At 69.1% G+C, this 22,898-nt stretch carries 21 protein-coding genes and 3 tRNA genes; 10 read left to right on the top strand and 14 right to left on the bottom strand.

Features of this window, described 5'->3' with window-relative positions:
* Nucleotides 1-121: 121 nt before the first annotated feature.
* Nucleotides 122-1,363, bottom strand: a complete 1,242-nt coding sequence (locus A6I89_RS23520) for an HRDC domain-containing protein (RefSeq protein WP_022595585.1) — start codon at nucleotides 1,361-1,363, stop codon at nucleotides 122-124.
* A 231-nt stretch (nucleotides 1,364-1,594) separates the two neighbouring features.
* Here A6I89_RS23520 and A6I89_RS23515 point away from each other — a divergent pair, with 231 nt between their 5' ends.
* On the top strand, nucleotides 1,595-2,446 hold the full coding sequence (locus tag A6I89_RS23515) for an alpha/beta fold hydrolase (RefSeq protein WP_005513585.1): 852 nt from the start codon (nucleotides 1,595-1,597) through the stop codon (nucleotides 2,444-2,446).
* On the opposite strand, the gene A6I89_RS23510 is transcribed toward A6I89_RS23515, so the two are convergent.
* Nucleotides 2,391-3,818: a WS/DGAT/MGAT family O-acyltransferase gene (locus A6I89_RS23510; protein ID WP_037084328.1), complete on the bottom strand. Its 1,428-nt coding sequence runs from the start codon at nucleotides 3,816-3,818 to the stop codon at nucleotides 2,391-2,393. The two genes, A6I89_RS23515 and A6I89_RS23510, sit on opposite strands and share 56 nt — an antisense overlap.
* Before the next feature lie 70 nt (nucleotides 3,819-3,888).
* On the opposite strand from A6I89_RS23510, the gene A6I89_RS23505 reads away from it, so the two are divergent.
* Nucleotides 3,889-5,148: an alpha/beta hydrolase gene (locus A6I89_RS23505; RefSeq protein WP_022595587.1), complete on the top strand. Its 1,260-nt coding sequence runs from the start codon at nucleotides 3,889-3,891 to the stop codon at nucleotides 5,146-5,148.
* Here the strand turns inward: A6I89_RS23505 and A6I89_RS23500 are convergent.
* A complete protein-coding gene (locus A6I89_RS23500) occupies nucleotides 5,145-5,744 on the bottom strand; it encodes a DUF3000 domain-containing protein (RefSeq protein ID WP_005513582.1) in 600 nt (199 codons plus the stop codon). The two genes, A6I89_RS23505 and A6I89_RS23500, sit on opposite strands and share 4 nt — an antisense overlap.
* Nucleotides 5,745-5,862: 118 nt before the next feature.
* Between A6I89_RS23500 and hemE the strand changes: the two genes are divergently transcribed.
* The 6 genes from hemE to A6I89_RS23470 all read left to right on the top strand — a co-directional run bounded on the left by hemE (nucleotide 5,863) and on the right by A6I89_RS23470 (nucleotide 12,803).
* Nucleotides 5,863-6,930 carry a uroporphyrinogen decarboxylase gene (gene hemE, locus A6I89_RS23495; RefSeq protein WP_013415835.1) on the top strand — a complete coding sequence of 356 codons (1,068 nt, stop codon included), beginning with the start codon at nucleotides 5,863-5,865 and terminating at the stop codon, nucleotides 6,928-6,930.
* Nucleotides 6,927-8,291: a protoporphyrinogen oxidase gene (locus A6I89_RS23490; RefSeq protein ID WP_022595589.1), complete on the top strand. Its 1,365-nt coding sequence runs from the start codon at nucleotides 6,927-6,929 to the stop codon at nucleotides 8,289-8,291. Before hemE ends, A6I89_RS23490 begins: the two co-directional genes overlap by 4 nt.
* Before the next feature lie 4 nt (nucleotides 8,292-8,295).
* Nucleotides 8,296-8,991, top strand: coding sequence for a hydrogen peroxide-dependent heme synthase (hemQ, locus tag A6I89_RS23485; protein WP_005513577.1), 696 nt, complete (start codon nucleotides 8,296-8,298; stop codon nucleotides 8,989-8,991).
* Nucleotides 8,992-9,144: 153 nt separating this feature from the next.
* Nucleotides 9,145-11,415 (top strand): molybdopterin-dependent oxidoreductase, encoded by a 2,271-nt coding sequence (locus A6I89_RS23480; RefSeq protein WP_022595591.1) that lies wholly within the window; start codon nucleotides 9,145-9,147, stop codon nucleotides 11,413-11,415.
* Between the two features lie 36 nt (nucleotides 11,416-11,451).
* Complete coding sequence (locus A6I89_RS23475; RefSeq protein WP_013415838.1) at nucleotides 11,452-11,802, top strand: GntR family transcriptional regulator; 351 nt, start codon at nucleotides 11,452-11,454, stop codon at nucleotides 11,800-11,802.
* Entirely contained in the window at nucleotides 11,799-12,803 is a 1,005-nt protein-coding gene (locus A6I89_RS23470; protein ID WP_013415839.1) for a DUF1648 domain-containing protein, read from the top strand. Before A6I89_RS23475 ends, A6I89_RS23470 begins: the two co-directional genes overlap by 4 nt.
* Here the strand turns inward: A6I89_RS23470 and A6I89_RS23465 are convergent.
* The 6 genes from A6I89_RS23465 to A6I89_RS23440 form a co-directional block, all read right to left on the bottom strand.
* Complete coding sequence (locus tag A6I89_RS23465; protein WP_005513570.1) at nucleotides 12,749-13,441, bottom strand: hypothetical protein; 693 nt, start codon at nucleotides 13,439-13,441, stop codon at nucleotides 12,749-12,751. The two genes, A6I89_RS23470 and A6I89_RS23465, sit on opposite strands and share 55 nt — an antisense overlap.
* A complete protein-coding gene (locus A6I89_RS23460; RefSeq protein ID WP_022595593.1) occupies nucleotides 13,438-13,800 on the bottom strand; it encodes a PadR family transcriptional regulator in 363 nt (120 codons plus the stop codon). The genes A6I89_RS23465 and A6I89_RS23460 overlap by 4 nt, the downstream gene beginning before the upstream one ends.
* A gap of 135 nt (nucleotides 13,801-13,935) precedes the next feature.
* Nucleotides 13,936-14,376 carry a peptide-methionine (R)-S-oxide reductase MsrB gene (msrB, locus tag A6I89_RS23455; protein WP_005513566.1) on the bottom strand — a complete coding sequence of 147 codons (441 nt, stop codon included), beginning with the start codon at nucleotides 14,374-14,376 and terminating at the stop codon, nucleotides 13,936-13,938.
* A gap of 31 nt (nucleotides 14,377-14,407) precedes the next feature.
* Entirely contained in the window at nucleotides 14,408-15,661 is a 1,254-nt protein-coding gene (locus A6I89_RS23450; protein ID WP_005513564.1) for a glycosyltransferase family 87 protein, read from the bottom strand.
* 52 nt (nucleotides 15,662-15,713) lie between these two features.
* Nucleotides 15,714-17,255 carry an alpha/beta hydrolase gene (locus A6I89_RS23445; RefSeq protein WP_013415842.1) on the bottom strand — a complete coding sequence of 514 codons (1,542 nt, stop codon included), beginning with the start codon at nucleotides 17,253-17,255 and terminating at the stop codon, nucleotides 15,714-15,716.
* Nucleotides 17,256-17,284: 29 nt separating this feature from the next.
* Entirely contained in the window at nucleotides 17,285-18,073 is a 789-nt protein-coding gene (locus A6I89_RS23440; protein WP_022595596.1) for a pyrimidine reductase family protein, read from the bottom strand.
* Between the two features lie 22 nt (nucleotides 18,074-18,095).
* Between A6I89_RS23440 and zapE the strand changes: the two genes are divergently transcribed.
* Nucleotides 18,096-19,109, top strand: a complete 1,014-nt coding sequence (gene zapE, locus A6I89_RS23435) for a cell division protein ZapE (protein WP_013415843.1) — start codon at nucleotides 18,096-18,098, stop codon at nucleotides 19,107-19,109.
* 28 nt (nucleotides 19,110-19,137) lie between these two features.
* Here zapE and A6I89_RS23430 read toward each other — a convergent pair whose 3' ends face one another.
* Complete coding sequence (locus A6I89_RS23430) at nucleotides 19,138-19,668, bottom strand: GNAT family N-acetyltransferase (protein ID WP_013415844.1); 531 nt, start codon at nucleotides 19,666-19,668, stop codon at nucleotides 19,138-19,140.
* 63 nt (nucleotides 19,669-19,731) lie between these two features.
* Nucleotides 19,732-20,934 carry an MFS transporter gene (locus A6I89_RS23425; protein ID WP_044990903.1) on the bottom strand — a complete coding sequence of 401 codons (1,203 nt, stop codon included), beginning with the start codon at nucleotides 20,932-20,934 and terminating at the stop codon, nucleotides 19,732-19,734.
* A 7-nt stretch (nucleotides 20,935-20,941) separates the two neighbouring features.
* Between A6I89_RS23425 and A6I89_RS23420 the strand changes: the two genes are divergently transcribed.
* Nucleotides 20,942-22,378, top strand: a complete 1,437-nt coding sequence (locus A6I89_RS23420; RefSeq protein WP_022595601.1) for a GH1 family beta-glucosidase — start codon at nucleotides 20,942-20,944, stop codon at nucleotides 22,376-22,378.
* A gap of 190 nt (nucleotides 22,379-22,568) precedes the next feature.
* On the opposite strand, the gene A6I89_RS23415 is transcribed toward A6I89_RS23420, so the two are convergent.
* The 3 genes from A6I89_RS23415 to A6I89_RS23405 all read right to left on the bottom strand — a co-directional run bounded on the left by A6I89_RS23415 (nucleotide 22,569) and on the right by A6I89_RS23405 (nucleotide 22,897).
* A tRNA-Val gene (locus tag A6I89_RS23415) sits at nucleotides 22,569-22,643 on the bottom strand.
* A gap of 58 nt (nucleotides 22,644-22,701) precedes the next feature.
* A tRNA-Gly gene (locus A6I89_RS23410) sits at nucleotides 22,702-22,777 on the bottom strand.
* Nucleotides 22,778-22,822: 45 nt separating this feature from the next.
* Nucleotides 22,823-22,897 (bottom strand) — tRNA-Val (locus A6I89_RS23405).
* Between the last annotated feature and the right edge of the window lies 1 nt (nucleotide 22,898).

Below are 22,898 nucleotides of genomic sequence, written 5' to 3'. Positions count from 1 at the left end.
GCTGGATTCCTCCTGGCGGGAACGATGCGGTCACGGCGGGTGCAATGACCCGACACGCACCACTGTAGCGCTAATTACCCGCCAGTAACATACGGGGCGGTGGGCGGCCCGTATGTGCTGGTCAGGCCTGTGCGCGGAGGGCCTCGACCAGGATCGGCACCATCAGATCGCGCTGCCACGGGCGGGCGCCGCCCGCCGCGAGCGCGGCGTCGACGGCGGCCGCGGCTTCGGCGTCCGGCGTCGTGGGGGTGGCCGGCGGCTCCCAGCAGACCCGGCGAACGAGGTCCGGGCTCAGCAGGTTCTCGACGGGTACCCCAACGCGTTCGCTCAGTTCGGCGATCCCGGTCTTCGCCGTGGCCAGTCGCGCCGCGGCGTCGGGATCGCGCTTGGCCCAGCGACTCGGTGGCGGCGGTCCGGTGAACGGCTGGTTGACCGGGGGCAGTTCGTTCTGGGGCAGGGCGCGAGCACGCTCGAGCGCGCCCAGCCAGATGCGTGACGACCTGCGCTGGCGGGGCCCGCCGAACACCGGCAAGGCCCGCAGTGTGTCGATGCTCTTGGGGTCGGCGCTCGCGGCGGTGACGATTGCCGAGTCCGGCAGGATGCGGCTGGGGGAGATGTCGCGTTTGCGCGCGATCTCGTCGCGGGTGGTCCACAGTTCCCGGACCGCGGCGAGCTGGCGCGGGCTCTTGAGGCTGTGGATCTGTGACGTCCGGCGCCAGCGGTCCGGCTTGGGTTGAGGCGGTCCGGCCAGCCGGACATGCTCGAATTCCTGTGCGGCCCATTCAGTCTTGCCCTGTGCGGCGAGTTCCGTCGCCATCGCCTCCCGCAGTTCCAGGAGTACCTCGACGTCGAGGGCCGCGTAATTGAGCCACGCATCGGGCAGTGGGCGGGTCGACCAGTCGGCGGCGCCGTGGCCCTTGCGAAGTTCGAGGCCCAGGGTGCGTTCGACGATCGCGGCCAGTCCGACGCGCTCGAAACCGGCCAGGCGTCCGGCCAGTTCGGTGTCGAACAGGGCGGCCGGTTCGAGGCCGAGTTCGGCCAGGCACGGCAGGTCCTGGTCGGCGGAGTGCAGAACCCATTCGAGGCCGTTGATCGCGTCGCGCAGCGGTTCGAGGTCCTCCGCGGTCGGAATCGGGTCGAGCAGGAACGATCCGGCCCCCGCCCGCCGCAGCTGCACGAGGTAGGCGCGCGACGAGTAACGGAAGCCGGAGGCGCGCTCGGCGTCGACGGCCAGCGGGCCCGTGCCGGCCGCGAGACGTTCGGCCGCGTCGCGGACCCCGGCAGCGGTCTCGATCACCGGTGGCACACCGTCGGCCGGAACCAGCAGGGGCACGGGTGTGGTGGGCTCGGTGCTGTCTGGCATAGGCCAGAACTCTACGTGGGCAGGAACGATTTCCACGTCGGCGGACGCGTGTCCGACGGGATTTCGACGCAAAGCTGGACGTGTGACCAAGACCACTACTGCGGGCTGATTGTGCCGGTGGACCCGCCTCCCGGCCGGAGGAAGCTTCGGTCGGAATGCCGGATTGCCCGGCAGCGCCCCCGACCATGAGGTAGAACAAGTTTCAGTTTTTCCGAATCGAGAGGTAGTTCGATGGTCAATCTTGCGGCCGCCGTCGCGCCCGTCGGCGAGATGCCGGTGGGATCGATGGTCGAGTTACCGGGTCGTGGCAGCACGTACGTGATCGACACCGGGACCACCGAACGGGACGCGGACTCGCCGACGCTCGTTCTCCTGCACGCGCTCGCGTGCACCGGCACGCTGACGTGGTACCCCGCGATCGCGAAGCTCGCCGAGAAGGCGCGGGTGGTGGTGCTCGACCAGCGGTGGCACGGCCGAGGCATCCGATCCGAGCGGTTCACCCTCGAGGACTGCGCCGACGACGTCGCGGCACTGGCGGACGTGCTCGCGCTGGATCGCGTCGTCCCGGTCGGGTACTCGATGGGTTCGCTTGTCTCGCAGCTGATGTGGAAGCGGCACCGCGATCGCGTCGCCGGTCTCGTGTTGTGCGCGGGCGCCGCGCATTTCAAGCGCAACTCGCGTGAACGGGTCGCACTCGAGTCCCTGAGCTACGGGCTGGGCGCCCTCAAACCACGCCCCGGCCCGGTGCCCGTCGGCGGGCCGAGGTTCGGTGGTGATCGAGTGTGGGCGTACTCCCAGTTCCGGGAGACGAGCTACGGCGCCATCGGCCGGGCGACCGCCGAGATCGGCAAGTTCGACTCCACGGCCTGGGTGGGCGACATCGACGTCCCGACCGCCGTCGTGGTGCCCACCAAAGACCTGATCATCCCGCCGCGGCGCCAGCGCTGGCTCGCCCGCCAGATCGCCGGCGCCGCGACGTACGAGGTGGACTGCGGTCATTCGTCCTGCGTCATGAACGCGGGTCCGTTCACCGAGGGGCTGCTGGCTGCTTCTTCTTCGGTGCTTGCGCGCGTGCGGCGCTGACCAGTTCGGCCAAGGCCTCGGGGAAGGCGTCCGCGAGGTCCCACAGCCGAGGTGCGAGCTCCTTGCACGAGACGAGACCCACGTCGAGCCGCCCCTCGAGTGACATCACGGTGACGTTCAGGCCGGCGCCGTGGAACACCGGTCCGAGCGGGTACATCTGCTTGATGCGAGCGCCCAGGAAGTAGAGCGGCATCGGCGGACCGGGCACGTTCGACACGACGAGGTTGTGCACGACGGGGTGTCGCTCGGCCAGCTTCAGCTTGGAGTACACGCGCATCGCGCTGCCGAACGTGGCCGGCGCGGCGAACTGCGCCCAGTCCTGCAGCAACGTGGCGCCCAGCGACTCGGCGTGATGGTTCTTGTTGATCTCGTTGTGCTCGGCGATGAAGTGCAGCCGCTCGACCGGGTCGGCGATCTCGGTGCCGAGCTGGGTGAACATCACCGAGATCTGGTTGGTGCCCGGGCGGTCGGACTTGTCGTGCACCGAGACCGGCACCGTCGCGACGAGCGAGGTGTCGGGAAGTTCGTTGCGGTCCTCGAGGTACTTGCGGAGCGCCCCCGCGCACAGCGTCAGCACGACGTCGTTGACCTTCACTCCGAAGGTGTTCTTCACGAGCTTCACGTCGTCGAGGCTCAACTCCTGGTAGGCGAGTGTCCGTCGGCCGGTGATCGCGCCGTTGAACGAGGTGCGGGGCGCGGTGAACGGTGTCGGCATCGCCTCGCCCTTGCGGGCCCGGCCGATCCAGCGGGGCAGCAGGGTGACGCTCTCCGGCAGCAGCTTCACCATCTTGAGGGGGCGGGACGCGAACGACATCAGCCCGCCCACGGCGATGTCGAGCGAGCTCGCGCGGCCGGCGCCCTCGGGGAGCTGATCGAAGTCGGGGCGGGGCGCGTCCGGCTCGAGGCCGCACAGCTGGGACATCAGATTGGAGCCCGTCACGCCGTCGACGTTGGCGTGGTGCATCTTCGACATGACGGCGACGGACCCGTCCTCGAGGCCCTCGATGACGAACATCTCCCACAGCGGCCGGGAACGGTCCATGGGCTGGCTGGCGATCGAACTGCACAGCTCGGACAGCTCGTCGCGGCCTCCGGGTGCGGGCACGGCGATCCGGTGGAAGTGCCGGTCGATGTCGAAGTCCGTGTCGTCGACCCACACCGGATGGTCCAGGTTGAAGCGGCTGTCCGCGAGCCGACGCTTGAAGCTGGGCATCGCCTTCACGCGAATCGCGAGTTCGTCGCGCAGTTTCGCGAAAGAATAGCCACCCGGCACGGTGGACCCGTCCAGAATGATGAGTCCGCACACGTGCAGCATCTGCGTCGGGGTTTCGAGGTAGAGGAAGCTGGCGTCCATTCCACTGAGTCTCTCCATGCATTCAACGGTAGAACCTGTTCCAGTTTCACGGGTGCGTTGTGACAAAGGTCATGGTTGAATGGGGTTTATGAGCATCAGTAACAGGTTCCTGTTGCGGCAGGTTGCAAACGCCGGACTCGCGGCGAATGCGCTTCGTCCGATTCCGGGCATGCCGCTGTCGGTGCCCACCTTTCTCGCCGGCTGGCTCACCGCAGAGCTTGCTCCGCAGTTGCTCGCGGCTGCCGTCGTCGATTCCGCGATCCACGTGGCGCGTCGCGGGGTGCGCACCAAGGCCGACGTGGTGGGACTCGCGGCCGCCGGACTGTCCACCGCGGGCCTGGCGGCCGTGATCGCGGCCGGGCGGGGCGCCCGTGTGGAGGTCGAGGCTGCGCTCACCTCGGCGCTCGGTTCCGACTATCGCTCCGCCGCGGGCGAATCGGTGCCGCCCGTCGGGGTGCCGTGGCGACAGCTGGCGCTGCCGTTCCGGATGCGGCGTGACGACGTGGTCAGGGTGCGCAACCTGGCGTACGCGCCGGGTGGCCGACGCTTCCGGATCGACGTCTACCACCGTCGGGACATTCCCACGGACGCGCCGGTGTTGCTCCAGGTCCACGGCGGCGGATGGGTGATCGGCAGCAAGGACCATCAAGGCGTCCCCCTCATGTTGGAGATGGCCTCGCGCGGGTGGGTGTGTGCGGCGGTCAACTATCCGCTGTCGCCCAGGGCGGTGTGGCCCGCGCACCTCGTCGCCGTCAAGCAGGCGGTGGCGTGGTTACGGGACAACGTGTCGAGCTATGGGGGCGACCCGGGATTCGTGGCCGTGACGGGCGGCTCCGCCGGCGGGCATCTGGCAGCGATGCTGGCGTTGACCGCCAACGAGCCGGGATTGCAACCGGGATTCGAGGATGCCGACACCTCCATCCAGGCGTGCGCCCCGCACTACGGCGTCTACGACTTCACCGGCGAGACCGGGATCAAAGCGACGCGGCTGCGTGTCGAGTCCGGTCTCATGCCGATGGTGCTGGGCAAGAAGGCGCGGTTCCCGGAGGACTACGAGGCCGCGTCACCGCTCGCTCACCTGCGGCCGGACGCCCCGCCGTTCTTCGTCGTGCACGGTGTGAGCGACTCGTTCATCCCGGTCGCCGAGGCGCGGGAGTTCGTCCGCCGGCTGCGCGAGGTGTCGCGCAATCCCGTCGCGTATGCGGAGCTGCGAGGGGCGCAGCACGCGTTCGATATCTTCCCGTCGATCCGGAGCGCTGCGGTCGTGCAGGGTGTTGCCGACTTCCTCGGGTGGGCGCGGGCGGCGCAGCGCGGGGAGGGCGGGCACGTGCGCGAGGACGCGGGTTAACGACTCCGCTTGCCGAGCTTGGTGACTCCGGCGGGAGGCAGGCCCGCCGCATACGCGAGGACGTCGCAGAACGCTTCGACGTGGGAGGCCAGCTGTGTCGAGGTGGCCGTCCAGGACGCACGCAACTCCAACTGGTGGGCCCGCGGCGGACCGGCGATGTCTCCGTACCGAACCGAACTGGTCGCGGTCACCGTCCCGCCCAAGGCGACGATCTCGTCCGCCTTCTCGTCGAGCGCGTCGACCAGCCAACTCCAGGCCACCTCGGGCAGTAGCGGGTCCGCGGCCAACGCGGGTTCGACGTCGGCCTGGATGTACGCGACCAGGCGCATCGTGCCGTTCCACGCCTCGTCACCGTCGGGGTCGTGGAGCAGGATCAGCCGCCCGAAGGCATCCCCCTCGGAGAACACCGGGTGCTCGCCGATCGCCTCGCCGTCGTCGTGTCGCACCTCGGCGCCGATCGCGTAGCTGTACGGGGCGAGGCGCTGCGGGGGGCGGATCGGGCCGAGCTCGATCTCCGGGCGAACCACGGCCGAATTCATCGCGTCGACGGCGGCGCGGAACTGGGCGGGCTCGTTGGGTAATCCCGGGGTCGTCACACCAGCGGACGTTAGACGGCTCACCTGGTAGCACGGTGGAGGCGCGCCGATTCTGCCCCGGCGCCGGGTCATGGCAGCATGGACCCCGATGAGCGGCTTGGAAGATACGAATGCAGGGATGACCGGGCGCGCCGAGTACCCCGCCAGGCGGGTTCTCGACGACGCACCGTTGTTGGCGGCGGCCACGGGCCGTCCGGTGAAGCATCGACCCGTGTGGTTCATGCGTCAGGCCGGACGCTCGTTGCCCGAGTACCGGGAGATCCGGGCAGGAATCGGGATGCTCGAGTCCTGCTTCGATCCGGAGCTGGTCTGCGAGATCACCATGCAGCCGGTCCGCCGGCACAAGGTCGACGCGGCAATCCTGTTCTCCGACATCGTCGTTCCGCTCAAGGCGGCCGGTATCGACCTCGACATCGTCGCCGGTGTCGGTCCCGTCGTCGCGAATCCCGTGCGGACGGTCGCCGACGTCGCCGCCCTGCCGAGGTTGGTGCCCGACGAGGTGGGCGCGGTTGCGCAGGCCGTCCGGCTGCTCACCGCCGAGCTCGGCGAGACGGCGCTGATCGGCTTCGCCGGCGCGCCGTTCACGCTCGCGTCGTACCTCGTCGAGGGTGGTCCCAGCCGTAACCACGAGCGCACCAAGGCGCTCATGCACGCCGATCCCAAGACGTGGCACGCGCTGCTCGGCCGCATCACCGACGTCACCATCGCGTTCCTGCAGGCCCAGTTGCACGCCGGCGTCGACGCGGTCCAGCTCTTCGATTCCTGGGCGGGCGCTCTCTCGCTGGCCGAGTACCGCGAGTTCGTGCTGCCGCACTCCGAGCGGGTGTTCGCCGAGGTCGAGTCCGCGCACGTGCCGCGCATCCACTTCGGTGTCGGCACGGGCGAGTTGCTGGGCGCGATGGGTGAGGCCGGTGCCGACGTCGTCGGCGTCGACTGGCGCATCCCGCTCGATGTGGCCGCACGCCGCGTCGGACCGGGCAAGGCGCTGCAGGGCAACCTGGACCCCGCGGTGTTGTTCGCCGGCTGGGACGCGGTCGAGAGGGAAGTTCGGCGCATCTGCCGCGAGGCGGACGCCGCGCTCGCCGCCGGCGCGACCGGACACATCTTCAACCTCGGTCACGGGGTGCTGCCGGACACCGATCCGGCAGTCCTGACCGATGTGGTGGAGCTGGTGCATTCGCTGTGACCGGAGGGCGAGTCTCGGTTGCGGTCGTCGGTGGCGGCGTCACCGGTCTCGTCGCGGCCTACCGGTTGCGGCAGCAACTCGGCCCCGACGCCGAGATCACCGTTCTGGAGGCGGGATCACGGCTCGGCGGCAAGCTGCGAACAGAGTCTCTCGGTGACGGCCCCGTCGACGTCGGCGCGGAAGCGTTCATCGCCCGCCGGCCCGAGGTGACCGAGCTGATCGTCGAGCTCGGCATCGAGGACCAGCTGGTCCATCCCGCGGGTCGCCAGCCGCTGATCTGGTCGGAGGGTGCGTTGCATCCGCTGCCCACCCGCACGCTCATGGGCATCCCGTCGACCGCGCAGTCCGTGGCCGGGCTCGTCGATGCCGACACCGTCGCGCGCATCGCGGCCGAGCCGACGATGCCGTTCGATTGGGATCGGTCCGCCGACGTCGATGTCGCGTCGCTCGTCGGGAGCCGGTTCGGTGAGCAGGTGGTGCGCCGATCCGTGGACCCGTTGCTCGGTGGGGTCTACTCGGGACTGGCCGACTCGATCGGTGTTCGGGCCGCGCTGCCGGCTCTCGCCGCTGCGCTCGACGCCGGGGCGACGAGCCTCTCGGCCGCCGTGGCGGCTGCTCTGCCGACACCGTCGCCAGGCCCGGTGTTCGGGACCCTGCGCGACGGCTACGGCACCCTGCTCGACGCGCTGCGCGACGCGGCCCGGCCGCACACCGTCCTCGACGCGTCCGTGACCGGCCTGCGCCGGGACGGCGACGGCTGGTGGCTCGACCCGGTCGGCCACGTGGACGGTGTGGTGCTCGCGCTGCCCGCGCCCGACATGGTTCGTCTCGTCGGCGCCTCGGCGCCCGCGCTCGCCGAGGCGGCGCGCGGTATCGAGCTCGCATCGTCCGCGGTCGTCGCGCTGGCGCTGCCGGACGACACCGGGGTCCCCGAGAACTCCGGAATCCTGGTCGCGACGGGGGAGTCGTTGGGCGCCAAGGCCTTCACCCTGTCGAGCCGCAAATGGCCGCACCTGGCCGAGCGGGAGGTCACGCTGGTGCGCGCGTCGTACGGCAGGTTCGGGGACGCCGCCGTCGTCGACAGCAGCGACGAGCAGCTCGTCGCGATGGCCCGCGCCGACCTCGAGACGGTGACAGGGGTCTCGACCGAACCGGTGGATGCGGTCGTCGCCCGCTGGCACAGCGGGCTGCCGCAGCTCGCGCCCGGGCACCTGGACCGGGTCGCCGCGATCGAGACCGCCGCGGCCGACATCGACGGAGTCGAGGTCGCGGGCGCCTACCTGTACGGGGTCGGGGTTCCGGCGTGCGTCGCGTCGGCGACGACGGCCGCGACACGGCTCGCGGCACGAGTGGCAGGATGAGGCCATGGCACGCCTCGATTTCGACAAGCTCAATTCCACCCTTCGCTACGCGATGTTCTCGGTCTTCCAGGTTCAGCCGGGTGTCCTCGGTGAGGACCGCGCCGCCGCGGTGAAGAACGCGCAGGACTTCTTCGCGTCCTACGAGGACACCGAGACCGTCGTGCGCGGCATCTACGACGTCGCGGGCGTCCGCGCCGACGCCGACTACATGATCTGGACGCACGCGGAGCGTCTCGAGGACCTGCAGAAGCTGTACGCCGACTTCCGCCGCACCACCGACCTGGGGCAGTCCAGCGATCCGGTGTGGTCCAACGTCGCGCTGCACCGTCCCGCCGAGTTCAACAAGAGCCACGTCCCGGCGTTCATCGCGGGCGAGGAGCCGGGCGACTACATCTGCGTGTACCCGTTCGTTCGTTCCTACGAGTGGTACCTGCTGCCCGACGCCGACCGCCGCAAGATGCTCGCCGATCACGGCATGGCCGGCCGCACCTACCCCGACGTCCGCGCAAACACGATCCCGGCGTTCGCGCTCGGCGACTACGAGTGGATCCTCGCGTTCGAGGCCCCGAAGCTGGACCGCATCGTCGACCTCATGCGCGACCTGCGCGCCACCGAGGCCCGCATGCACGTGCGCGAGGAGACCCCGTTCTTCACGGGTCCACGCGTCAGCGTCGAGCAGTTGGTCAACTCGCTGCCCTGATCCCACTACGTAAACACCCCGCACCGGACAGGTGCGGGGTGTTCTCGCATTCGGGGCGGTGTGGTGGCGCACGACGAAGTACGGCGTCTTCCTCGTGCCCTGGTTGCCGCTGACATACTGAGGCCCGTGAGTTCGGCGGCGCGGTACCAGCACATGGCGCACTGGGGCATGTTCGATGTCGAGTCCGCGGACGGCGACGTGAGCGCCGTGCACCCGTATGCGGGCGACGCCGATCCGTCCCCGATACTGGGTAACCTGCCCGGGTCGGTGCGGCACCGCGCCCGCATCACCGGGCCGGCGGTTCGGCGGGGCTGGCTCGAGTCGGGTCCCGGCCCGTCCGAGGTCCGCGGCGCCGACGAGTTCGTGGCCGTGTCGTGGGACGAGCTGACGGAACTGCTGGCGCGCGAATTGCGTCGCATCGTCGACCGGCACGGCAACCGGGCGATCTTCGGCGGTTCCTACGGCTGGGCCAGCGCCGGCCGTTTCCACCACGCGCAGAGCCAGGTGCACCGGTTCCTCAACATGCTCGGTGGCTACACCCGCTCGGTACACACCTATTCCCTCGGTGCGACCGGCGTCATCATGCCGCGCGTGGTGGGCACGCACTGGAAGCTGTTCGCCCGCTCCACCAATTGGGACGTCATCGCCGCCAACACCGATCTGATGGTGTGCTTCGGTGGCGTGCCGCTCAAGAACACGGCCGTCAACGGCGGTGGCACCAGCGAACATCCGACCCGCGGTGCCCTCGACCGGTTGCGGGATCGCGGCGGTGAGGTGGTCTCGATCAGCCCACTGCGCGACGATCTGCACGGCCGGTGCGAATGGATCGCGCCCATCCCCGGATCCGACGTCGCGATCATGCTCGGCCTCGCACACGTGCTGGCGTCGGAGGGCCTGCACGACAAGGACTTCCTCGACCGCTACTGCGTGGGTTACGAGCGGTTCGAGAGCTACCTGCTCGGGATCGACGATGGCGTCGCCAAGACGCCGGAGTGGGCGTCGGCGCTGTCGGGGATGCCCGCCGAACAGATTGTCGCGCTGGCCCGCCGGATGGCCGCGGGCCGGACGATGGTCACCGTGACGTGGTCGCTCCAGCGGGTCCGGTATGGCGAGCAGGCCCCGTGGATGGGGGTCACGCTCGCCGCGATGCTCGGCCAGATCGGTCTTCCCGGAGGCGGCTTCGGGCACGGCTACGGGTCCATGAACGAGCCCGGACTCGCCCCGGTCCCGTATCCGCTGCCGACGCTGTTCCAGGGCAGCAACCCGGTCTCGGATCTCATCCCGGTGGCGGCGATCGCGGACCTGCTGCTGCGCCCGGGGGAGGAGTTCGACTTCGACGGCCGACGCCTCACCTTCCCGGACACCCGCCTCGTGTACTGGGCCGGCGGCAATCCGTTCCACCATCACCAGGACCTCGCTCGGTTGCGCCGTGCGCTCGCGCGACCGGACACGATCGTCGTACACGAGCCGTACTGGACGCCGATGGCCCGGCACGCCGACATCGTGGTCCCGTCGACCACGTCGCTCGAACGCAACGATCTCGCCTGCACCCGCAACGATCCGCTGCTGGTCGCGATGCACGCGGCGGCGCCCCGGTACGCCGATGCCCGCGACGACTACGACACGTTCGCGGCGCTCGCGCATCGACTGGGCTTCGGTGAGCGGTTCACCGAGGGCCGCACCGCGCAGCAGTGGATCGAGCATCTGTACGAGCAGTGGCGTGGCTTCGTGCTCACGGACCCGGCGCACGTGGAGGCGCCTGCGTTCGACGAGTTCTGGCGTCGTGGGTTCGTGCGGATGCGCACCGAGGACGGGCTTTCGCTGTTCTCCGATTTCCGCGACGACCCGGAGCGCAACCCGCTCACCACCCCGAGCGGGCGGATCGAGATCTTCTCCGCCGACATCGACGGTTTCGGCTACGACGACTGCGCCGGCCACCCGCGCTGGTTCGAGCCCGACGAGTGGTTGGGCGGGCCACGCGCGCAGCGGTTCCCGTTGCACCTCATCGCGAACCAGCCGCGGACCCGCCTGCACGGGCAACTCGACCACGGCGGCACCAGCCAGGCGTCGAAGATCCGGGGCCGCGAGCCGATACGGCTGCACCCGGCGGACGCCGCGGACCGTGGGCTCGCGGCGGGGGAGGTGGTCCGCGTGTTCAACGACCGCGGAGCCTGTCTCGCCGGTGTCGTGCTCGACGACGGCGTCCGGCGCGGAGTGGTGCAGTTGTCCACCGGCGCCTGGTACGACCCGCTGGATCCGTCCGATCCGAACTCGATGTGCGTGCACGGCAACCCCAACGTCCTCACCGCCGACGTGGGCAGCTCGCGCCTGGCCCACGGGTGTACCGGGCAGCACGTGCTCGTCGAGGTGGAGCGTTTCGACGGCGCGCTTCCGCCGATCAAGGCATTCGAACCACCACTCTGACTTGTTCTATTTGAACTAGAACAATATGGTGAGTGTGTGCTCATCCGTATCGATCAGTCGTCCGCCGTACCGCTGTACGAGCAGTTCGCCGCGTGTGTGCGCGGCGCGATCGCCGACGGTTCCGTCGCGGCGGGGGAGCGGCTGCCCGCAGCCCGCGATCTCGCGGCGTCGCTGGACGTGAACGTCCACACTGTGCTCCGCGGATATCAACAGTTACGCGACGAGGGACTGATCGAACTGCGGCGCGGACGCGGCGCCGTGGTGGCCGCGGAAGCGCCGGCCCGGAGTCGGCTGCTGGACGCGGTGCGCGGGCTGGTCACGGAGGCGCAGCGTCACGGAATGAGTGCAGCCGACCTGCTGGATCTGGTGAAGAAGGAGATGGCATGACCGACTCGATTCAGGCGCAGAAGGTTTCGTGGGTTCGCGGTCTTTCGGGTGCATTGCTCGCGCCTGTCGTGGCGACCGCGACGGCCGTGGGCGTGCTGGCCGGCTGGTCGGACGATCTGCCCGACCCGGTGGCGGTCCACTTCGGGCCCGGTGGAGACGCTGACGGCTTCGCGTCCCGTGCGGCGGCGCTGTGGTCGCCGCTGCTCGGGCTCGCCTTCGCGGTGATCCTCGGCGGCATCCTCCTCCTGCTCACCCGGCGGGACGTCCGGGCTGCTCGCATGGGTGCCGCGACCGCCTCGGGAGTGGGCGCCGCCGTCGCGATTCTCCCGGCCGGACTCCTCGCCGGGCAGCGGGGATTGGACGACGCGACTGCCGCGTCCTTCGGCGGAGGGTGGCTCGCGGTCGCCGCCCTGGTGGGCGTCGTCGCGGCCTTCGTCGGGACGGTACTGGTCGGTCGGCCCCCATCGGCGTCGGCTGCGGCGGTGCCGCCCGCGGATGCGTCCCGCCTCGATCTGGCGGACACCGAGAAGGTGGTGTGGACGGGGACGGCGACGATGCCGCGCTGGCTGGCCGTCGTGCTCGCCTTGGTGCCGCTCGTCATCGTCGTGTCCGTCGTCTGGGCGACATCCGAGAGCGCGGTGCCGATGCTGCTGATCGCGGCGGTCGTCGGTGCGCTCCTGATGGGCCTGACCCTCGCACCGGTGCATGTCGTGGTCGACGACCGCGGGCTCGAGACGCGCTATGTCCTCACCGGAGGCCGCCGCCGGATTCCGCTCGACGAGATCGCTCGCGCCGACACCGTGCACATCGGGTTGATCAACCGGTACGGCGGCATCGGCTACCGGGTCGGCCCCGACGGCGTCGGGCTCCTCGTGCGCCCCGGCGAGGCGCTGCGCGTCACCCGCGGCGACGGCTCCAAGTTCACGGTCACCGTCGACGGTGCGGATCAGGCTGCCGCGGTGCTGAACTCGCTCGCCGCTCGGGGGCGTGTGGCCAGGTAGCGGGCCACGGCAGCCGTCGCGGCGAGTACCACGCAGACGGCCGCGATGACTGCGACGAAGGTCTCCGGTTCGGTAGTGAAACCGAGAATGCGCGCGACCCCGACGCCCACTGCGGTCGCCACCGCGGCGCCGGCGGGCAGGGTGGCAGCAAGCCACCGGGCGGTGCTTCCCGAGCGGGGGTCTCCGGCTTGGCGCAGAGCCGCGAACGTGCCCGTGACTGCGAGCAGGTACGCGAGCAGTCCAGTCATCGCGTACAGCCCGAAAATGAGTTCCATGGGCTCGATCGTGACGGTATCCGGCGAGAAGCCGATGACGAGGATCGGCAGCAGTAGCGCGAAGCCGCCGGCGACGCCCAGGAGGCCGACCGGGACGACGATGCCCAGTCGCAGGGCACGGCCGGAGAGTCCCCGCTCGTCAGCCCACGCCCGCAACGTGTCTTCGGAATCGTCACCCACTATTGCGCTGGGGGTCAGACCGTCCGCGCCGGCCGCGGCGAGTTCGTCCGACAGCTCCGCGAGCAGTGCACGGCGGTCCGAGGGGCGCACCGCAGCGCGGCGCCAGATGCGTTCAGCTTCGCGAAGCGTCGACCGAGCAGTGTCCTGTGGTACTTCCGTGTGCTCCAAGCTGTTCTCGCTCATGCTGTTTCCTCCCCTGATGTGGTTTCCGCGGTCGGCGTCAACAGCGCGGTGACGCTTCTGGCCACCGACGACCATTCGGAAGTGCCTTCCTCGAGGGCGCTCTGTCCGAGCGCCGTCAGCGAGTAGTACTTCCGCGGTGGCCCCGATTCCGATCTGCGGCTCTCGGATTCGACAAGCCCGGCCTTCTCGAGGCGCGCGAGGAGTGGGTACGAGGAACCTCCCGCGACCAGCAAATCTCGCTCGGCCAGTCGTTCGGTGAGTTCGTATCCGTAGACGGGCTGTTCCCGGAGCAGCGAGAGCAGGCAGAGGTCGAGCACTCCCCGCAGGATCAGGCTGCGGCGTTCGACCGACGGACTCATGTAGAGCAAGCTAGCACTATCTTGGTGAGCAAGTTACTGAATCGCGACCGTGTTGTGAGGATGGTGATTCCGCGCGCAGAACGACGCCCCGCGCGCGCAGTAGCGCGCGCGGGGCGTCAATGTTCGCGCGGGAGACTAACCGTTCGGCTCGGTCGGCTGCAGCGTGAGCGAGATGCTGTTGATGCAGTACCGCTGGTCGGTGGGGGTGGGGTAACCCTCGCCCTCGAAGACGTGACCGAGGTGGCTGTGGCAGTTGCTGCACAGCACCTCGACGCGGTGCATGCCGAGTGAGTCGTCGGCACGCAGGATCACTGCGTCCGAGTCGGCCGGGTCGAAGAACGAAGGCCAGCCGCAGTGCGAGTCGAACTTCTCGGTGCTGCGGAACAGCTCTGCTCCGCACGCGCGACAGTTGTAGACGCCCTCGGTCTTGGTGTCGGTGTACTCGCCGACGTGCGGCGGTTCGGTGCCCGCCTGACGAAGCACGCGGTACTCCTCGGGCGTGAGTTGCGCACGCCACTCTCCGTCGTTGCGACGGAACTTCGGTTCGGGCAGGCCGGAATCCTGTGTGGAACTCATGCCACCACGCTAATACGTCCGGCCCGGCGACTCAGACCTTCGCGGGCACCGTCGAGTCGGCGCGGCCGTCGGTTTCGACCAGGAAGTCGGGGTCGATTCCCTTGTCGAGGCGACCCTCGCGCTTCGCGGTGAGGTAGCGATTGACCAGGACGCAGAAGATCACGATGAGCAGCAGGCTCCAGCCGTACGTGGGCTTGAGGTACTCGACGGCCCGGCCTTCCTCGACGAACCGACTCGAGAACCAGGTGTCGGCGCTGAGGAACCCGTAGGCGGCCAGCCACGCCGGCCAGTTCCGCATCACGCTGTTGCGAAGCACCACGGTCATCAGCAGCGGGAACAGCAGCATCGAGTAGTACATCTGCCCCAGCGACAGCAGCAGGAACGAGCCCACCATCAACAGGCCGGCCGTCGTGGTGACGAAGAACAGCTCGTCGTGGCGGTAGTAGCGGTAGAGCAGCCACAGCGACACCGCGCCCATCGCCGCGAACGCGATCCGCAGCGCCCAGATCATGGCGACAGGGAGGCCGAAGTAGGTGCCGTTGCCGACGATCGCGCTGTTGAAGTAGTCGCGCGACTCCATCAGGTACGGGAACGTGTGGTCGATGAAGGCCATCGGGTCCGCGGCCAGTGGCCAGGCCACCGCCATGAGGACCAGGGGGATACCGACTGCGGTGACGAACACCTTCCATTGGCCTCGCACCAGCGGCAGTAGCAGCAGAGGCGCGAGGATCGGCTTGATCGCGAAGGTCAGACCGATCGCTGTCCCGGCCCACAGGTCACGGCGGCGCAGCAGCAGCGCCAGGAAGGCCACCTCGGCGAGCAGGATCAGGCCGTTGATGTTCGAGAAGATCAGGGTGTTCGACACGGTCTCCGTGGAGAAGGCCGCGAAGATGAGGATCGGCGCCGCGATCGAGTTCCATGCGAGGTCGAACATCTTCAACAGCACGAACAGCGCGATGATCACGGCGATCGCGTTGGCCAGGATGAACAGCCAGCGGGACTTTTCGGGATCGAGAATCGCGATGGGCGCCAGCAGCATGGTGCCGCTCGGTGGGTACAGATAGTGCGGATCCACCGAGTTGAAGTTGGCGGTGTAGACGTCCTGACGATTGAGGAACGCCAACGCTGCGTTGTAGACCGGCGCGTAGTCGTCGGTGATCGAACCATTGACAGCCTTCACGACTATCCGGTGGATCACGGTCATGACGGCCAGCGGCCACATGACGAAATTGATGACCTCGGCGGTGGTGCGGCCCGTACGCGGCTCGAATCGTCGAAGGAACACTACGGCACGGTACACCGCCGCCGTGATTGTCGGGGTCGGCCACCCCGCACGCTCACGCCGGGCACACACCCGCGTTCGGGGGAAGGACGCCCGATTCGAGGTAGCGCGAGAGGAATTGGCGTGCGCACTCGGAGTGCGTCGTCACCGGGTGGCCGTAGCCCTCCCACGTGAGTCCGGACCACTTCGCGCCCGCGCTCGTGAGCGAGCCGGTCACGGTCGGAAGACCGGCATCACCGACAACCGGGTCCGCGGCGCCGGACAGCACCAGCACCGGGACCGGGATGCTGCTCGGGAGTGCCGGTGGCGGCATCGTCGGCCACGCCGAACAGCGCAACAGTCCGAGGGCCGCGTCGGATCCGAAGGTGGGGTAGCGAGCTCCCCACTCGGTCTGCAGTTCGCGGGCACGGCCGGGCCCGGGCCACTGCTGGCCGTCGCTGCACCTGGCGACGAATTGGCCGTCGGTGTCGATCGCGGCCTCCGTCGACGCCACCAGGCCCGACAACGGAGCCACGTCGCCGCGTCCCGCGGCGCTGAGGACGTCGGCCAGCTCTCGCACCCGGTCCGGTTGATCGCTGCGCGGCGAGCCGAGGAACGCCGCGACGGTCGCGAGCAACGCGCTCGCCGACACCGTCCCCAGATCACCGGCGGCAGCCTTGTCCCGCAGCCCGATCACGGCCGCGGTCGGGTCGGGGCCGAGCGAGCAGTTCAGGAGGGCGCAGCGGCGTGCGAACGCCGCGAGCGCGGCTTCCTGCCCCTGTACGCGCTGCTCCGCGACCGTGGGCGCATCCGCCGTCGTTGCGGGTGGGGAGTCGAGCGCGAGACGCCCGGTCCGCTCGGGGTAGCGCGCGGCGTACGCCAACGCGATCGACGCCCCGTTCCCGGTGCCGATCAGCCCCAGCCGGTCCACCTGCCAGGTACGGCGGAGCTGCTCGAGGTCCTCGGCGGCGTGCACGGTGTCGAACGCGAGTTCCGCGGGCTGCAACGTGTCGGTGCAGGCCGTGGTGGCCTGACGACTCGCCTCCGCGATTCGGTCCGCGTCCGCGGGGACGCCGGCAGACTGCCCGAGGTCGGCGAGCGCCCGGCGATCGAAGGTGCGCCCACAGTCGATCGGAGTCGAGGACCCGGTGCCGCGCCGGTCCACCGCGACGATCGGATGGCGCTCGAGCAGCGTGGATGCGGGACCGGCCGCGAGTGCGGCGAGCGTCGTCGCCGACGCGACGTCGGAGCCCGAGGTCAGAACGAGCGGTGCGGCGTCGGCGGGCGTCGCGGCGAGGCGGGCACGTAGTGCACCGACCTCGATCGAGCCGGACGCCGGGCCGTTGGCGTCGACAGGTGCGGTGTAGCTGCCGCATTCGAGCACCAGCCCGGCCGGGGCAGCCCCGAGCCCGAGGCGTGTGAGAGTGGCCTCGGTGCAGTCGGACCACGCCAGATCGCGGGTCGGTGCCGCGAGAGGCGGCGCGTCCGTCGTCGAAGCGGTTGTCGGAGCCGACCCGCTGTCGCGTTCGACAACGGCGACGTCCGGGCGGATGGACGGTCCAGCCCCGCACGCGGTGCACACGGCCAGGACGATCGCGACGATCCCGATTCTCCGCATGCCGGACAGCCTGCCAGGTCGGCGATCTCTCACGCCCGCACCCATCGGGTCAGCAGCGTGCCGTCGTCGTCGGCCAGCACGTGCGCGCGCGACATCGCGGTGGGCGACGCGATGGACGAGTGCGCGATCCGGCCGGCGGCCCCGCTGACCAGGACCGGCGACGTCGTCAGGCACAGCTCGTCGACGACGCCGTCCGCGATCAGGGTTCCGAACAGGCCGGGCCCGCCCTCGCACAGGACCCGGCGCAGCCCGCGAAGGCCCAGTGCGGCCACGACATCCGTTCCGCCGATCTCCCGTTCCGCGACGATCTCGACGTCGGCCCCGGCGTCCCGCAGGCGCTGCACGCGTGAGGCGTCCGCGGCCGCGGAGGTCAGGACCAGCGGCGGGACGGTGGTGTCGGTGAACAGCCTCGACGCCGGATCCAGCCGGGCACTGGCGGTGACCACCGCGATAGGGGGGACCGCGGCCAGACCCGATCGCTCCCGGCGCGCGGCCGAGTCGGCATCGGTGCGGGCGCCGCCGTAGTTCTCGCTGCGCACCGTCCCGGCGCCGACCACGACGACGTCCGCGAGCTCGCGCAGCACCGCGAAGACGCGCTTGTCGGCGGGGGTTCCGAGTCCGGCGCTGACGCCGTCGACAGTCACGGCACCGTCGATGCTCGACACGAAATTGGTGCGGATCCACGGTCTGTCGAGTCGGTCCGGGTATCCGTACAGTGAACGGAGGTGGTCGTCGCTCAGCTGCGCCGGCTGCCCGGCGTTGCCTTCGTCCCGTGTGAGGTAGGTCGCAAAATCCAGACGGTGCACGTGTTCGATCACAGCACGTCGATACGCTCAGTGCATGCATGCACGTCTTGTCGATCGCAATCCGGTGGTGCCGGCCGATCAATTGGTTGCTCAAATGGTGCCGCCGGCGATGTTCGACGACGTCAGTTTCGCGTCCTACATCCCGGATCCGAAGGAGCCGAGCCAGGCCGCCGCGGTCCGCAAGGCCGAGGAATTCGCCGGCAAGGTCGCCAAGATCCGCGGCGGCGGACGCCGTGGGCTGTTCGGTAAGAAGGCGCCGTCCACCGGTGCCGGTCTGTACCTCGACGGCGGGTTCGGCGTCGGCAAGACCCACCTGCTCGCGTCGATCTTCCACAGCTCGCCGTCGCCCAAGGCGTTCGGAACGTTCGTCGAGCTGACGCACGTCGTCGGCGCGCTCGGGTTCAACCGCGCGGTCGAGGAACTGTCCTCGCACAGCGTGCTGTGCATCGACGAGTTCGAGCTCGACGATCCGGGCGACACGATGCTGGTCTCGCGGCTGCTCACCGAGCTGTCCGCGCGCGGCGTCTCCATCGTCGCGACGTCGAACACCCTTCCGGGACAGCTCGGCGAGGGCCGCTTCGCCGCGCAGGACTTCCTGCGTGAGATCAAGAAGCTCGGCTCGATCTTCGAGACGATCCGCGTCGACGGCCCGGACTACCGGCACCGCGACCTGCCGCCGGCCCCCGAGCCGACCGACGATGCCGACCTGCTCGAGCGCGCGGACGCGATCGAGGGCGCCACGCTCGACGACTTCGACGAGCTGTGCGCGCACCTCAGTACGCTGCACCCGTCGCGTTACGGCAAGCTCGTCGAGGGCGTGCCCGCGGTGTTCATCAAGGGAGTGCACCCGGCCGCCGACCAGTCCGTCGCGCTGCGCCTGGTGGTCCTCGCGGACCGTCTGTACGACGCGAGCATCCCGGTGACGGTGTCCGGCGCCAAGCTCGACGAGATCTTCACGCCCGAGATGGTCGCCGGCGGCTACCGCAAGAAGTACCTGCGCGCGACCTCGCGTCTGCTCGCGCTCTCGCGTTTCGAGGTCGCCGCCTAGAACGAACCTTCGTGATGCAGTGCGCCGTTCAGAGGCTGCGCTGCATCACGAAGTCGTGGTGGGTCTGGGCGCCCACCCGAAACGTCTTGGTTCCGACCTTCTCGAAGCCGTTCTTGACGTAGAACCGCTGCGCCCGCTCGTTCTCCTGGTTGACGCCGAGCCACACGCCGGCGCAGTTCGCGTTGCGGGCATGATCGACCGCGGCGTCCATCAGTGCCGCCGACACACCCGATCCGTGCCGGTCCGGCAGCACGTACAGCTTGCTGATCTCCGTCGTCGGGAGCAGCGACAGCGCGGCCCGGATGTCGTCGTCCTCGGGTGTTCCGTCGACCAGCATCACGTAGCCGACGATTTCCCCGCCCGTGGTCGCCTTGAGCACCGTGCGCGTCGGATCGGTCAGGTACTCGCTGAACTTCTCGGCGGAGAGCACCTCGTCGATGAAAGCGGCAATGTCTTCCTTGGTGGCGTGCGGGGGGCACGCGAGCGGGAAGGTCACCGCGGCGACGTCGGCGAGTGCCTCGGCGTCCCACAGTCCGGCACGGTCCACGGAAATCGTCACAGCCTCACCTCGCGTACGTCGGGTCCGTCCCGGTAAGTACACCACTTTCCGGGACGGCCCCGGTCACGCGCCGGTGGGAGCGGACTCGCTCTCGGCGTCCCCGGATCGTGCCCGGGTGGGCGCGAAAGCGGGCGCGAGCAGGAACAACACCACCGCGAACAGCAGAGGAGCGACGAATCCGATCCGGAGGTCGGACAGCGCCGCGATGCCGCCGATTACACCACCGGCGATCACCGTGCCCGCGTAGTTGAACAGGTTGATCCGTGCGATCACGGCGTCGGTCTGATCCGGTGGCGCCAGCCGCCCCGCAGCACTGAAGCTGAGCGGAGCGATCACGGGGGCGCCGAGGCCGACGATGAAGAATCCGGCGATGGCGACCACGGGGGAGGGTGCCAGGACCGCGATGAGCAGACCCGCCACACTGATCGCGGCACCGACCCGGACGACCGCGATCTCACCGAACCGGCGCACCCAGTGGTCGCCCGTGAGACGCGAGATCAGCGCGGTCACCTGGTAGGCGCCCATAGCGAGGGCCGCCGTCCCGGCGTCGGAGAGCAGGACCTCCTTGAGGTACAGCGGCGAGTAGGTGCCGATGCCGAAGTCGATGGCATAGAAGAGCATCATGGCGACGCCGAGCGCGAGGAACGGGCGCAGCGGCACCGTCAGTGGAGCGGTCACCGACGTCGCAGCGCGCTCGTGCCCGGTGCGCAGCAGGCGCGGCCCGATCCCCGCGCAGAGCGCCGCCACCGCGGCCGCCGCGACCAGAACCGACAACTCGACCGACAGGTCGAGCGCCGAGCACGCTGCGACATAGCCGGCGCCGATGATCGCACCGACACTCCACGAGGCATGGAACGACGAGAGGATCACCCGGCCGTAGGCGTGCTGGATCGACACCGCCTGCATGTTTGCGGCCGCGTCGACGATGCCCAGCCCGATCCCGTACAACGCGAACGCGGCGAGGAATGCCGGCGTCGACGTCGCGAGCGCGATGACAGCCGCGCCGACCGCGATGACGAACAACCCGGTGCGCAGCGTGGTCCGGCTCGACGTGGCCTTCGCGAGTTGTTCGGCGAGGACACTGCCCACACCGGCGACGATCGAAATTCCGACGACGGTGGCAGCGACAAGGGAGTCGCTGAATCCGAGATCGTCCTTGAACTGTGGAAGCTGGGTGAGGAGCACCGCCAGCAGGAACCCCTGTAAGCCGAACGCGACAGCCGTCGAGACGCGCGCACCACTAAGGGTTTTCGTGTTTCGAATCACTGAACGAGTGTCCAACAATCAGCTCCGTTTCGTGGCGTTCTCTGCTTCACTGCTCATCATGGCGGCAGAGCATTCGATTCCAGAGTTCCCCCACGACTTCGTTTTCGGTGTCGCGGCGGCGGCCTATCAGGTCGAGGGGGCGGTCGCCGAGGACGGCAGAGGCCGGTCGATCTGGGACGAGTTCTGTTCGATCCCCGGGAAAATCGTCCGAGGTGAAACCGGCGACGTCGCGATCGACCACTATCACCGGTACCGCGAGGACGTCTCGCTCATGCGTGACCTCGGCGTGGACTCGTACCGATTGTCGGTGGCGTGGCCGCGGATCCAGCCCCACGGCAAGGGTGCTGTCAACGTGGCCGGACTCGACTTCTACGACCGCCTGATCGACGAGTTGTGCACTGCCGGCATCACTCCGGCGGTCACTCTGTTCCACTGGGATCTCCCGCAGGCGCTGCAGGACGACGGCGGCTGGCTGAACCGGGAGACCGCGCATCGGCTCGCTGAGTACGCGGCGGTGGTGGGGGCGCGGCTCGGCGACCGGGTGGGAATGTGGATGCCGCTCAACGAACCCGTGGTCCACACCCTCTACGGGCACGCGCTCGGGGTTCACGCACCGGGACTCGAACTCGGATTCGGGGCACTGCAGGCCGCGCACCACCAACTGCTCGGACACGGATTGTCGGTGCAGGCGCTCCGCTCCGCAGGCTGCACGAACATCGGGATCGCATCGAATCATGCGCCGGTGCACGCCGCGACCGACGCCGATGCGGACGTCGAGGCGGCGGACGTCTACGACCACATCGTCAACTGGACGTTCGCCGACCCGGTGCTTCTCGGCAAGTACCCCGCGGACGAACTCGCCGCGCTGCTCACCGGACCGGTCGACGACGACCTCGCGGTCATCGCGCAACCGCTGGACTGGTTCGGGATCAATTACTACGAGCCGACACTGATCGCCGCCCCGCGCGAGGGCGAAGGCTCCGAGGGCGTGCTCGAGGTGGACCTGCCGCCGGGCATGCCGTTCGCGCCGGTCGCACTCGACGGTTACCCGCGAACCGATTTCGGCTGGCCGATCGTCCCCGAAGGGCTCACGGAGATCCTGACCATCTTCCGGGACCGGTTCGGCGCGGCCCTTCCTCCCGTGTACATCACCGAGAGTGGATGCTCGTTCCACGATCCGGACCCGGACGCGGCGGGCCGCGTCCGGGACGAGCGCCGCATCGCCTATCACGCCGACCATCTCACCGCGGTCCGCGCAGCGATGGACGCCGGGGTCGACGTCCGCGGCTATTTCGTATGGTCGATCCTCGACAACTTCGAGTGGGCCGCCGGATACCGCGAGCGGTTCGGCCTGGTGCACGTGGACTACGACACACTGGCGCGGACGCCGAAGGATTCGTACCGCTGGTTCCAGTCGATGCTGGCGGCGCGGAAGGGCGCCTGACGCCCGAAGGTGTTTCGAGTGTGAACGAGCCCCAGCCGTGGATGGGGGGTCATGGCTGGGGCTCCGCACCATCGGGGGATGGCACGTTCGACGATACCTGAGGGATTCCTCATGTTCGAGTCGGACTCAACCGGCATCCGGGACCCGGATACGAAAAGAGGCACCTCGTCGCGAGGTGCCTCTTTTCGGGTGGTGCGCGATACTGGGATTGAACCAGTGACCTCTTCCGTGTCAGGGAAGCGCTCTCCCGCTGAGCTAATCGCGCGGGTCTTGATCGAACACTCCGAAGGATCGGAGTCTCCGGACCGGCACGAGGCCGATCTTGGAGCGGATGACGGGATTCGAACCCGCGACCCTCACCTTGGCAAGGTGATGCGCTACCAGCTGCGCTACATCCGCATGTTGTTTCACTCAAGTCTGTCAGCAGCATACTGCCTCGAAACTTGGTGCGCGATACTGGGATTGAACCAGTGACCTCTTCCGTGTCAGGGAAGCGCTCTCCCGCTGAGCTAATCGCGCG

Source organism: Prescottella equi, assembly GCF_002094305.1.
GTDB classification, from domain to species: Bacteria; Actinomycetota; Actinomycetes; order Mycobacteriales; family Mycobacteriaceae; genus Prescottella; species Prescottella equi.
Note: the sequence above shows the minus strand (reverse complement) of the source record. Positions and strands in the feature narration are given on the sequence as shown.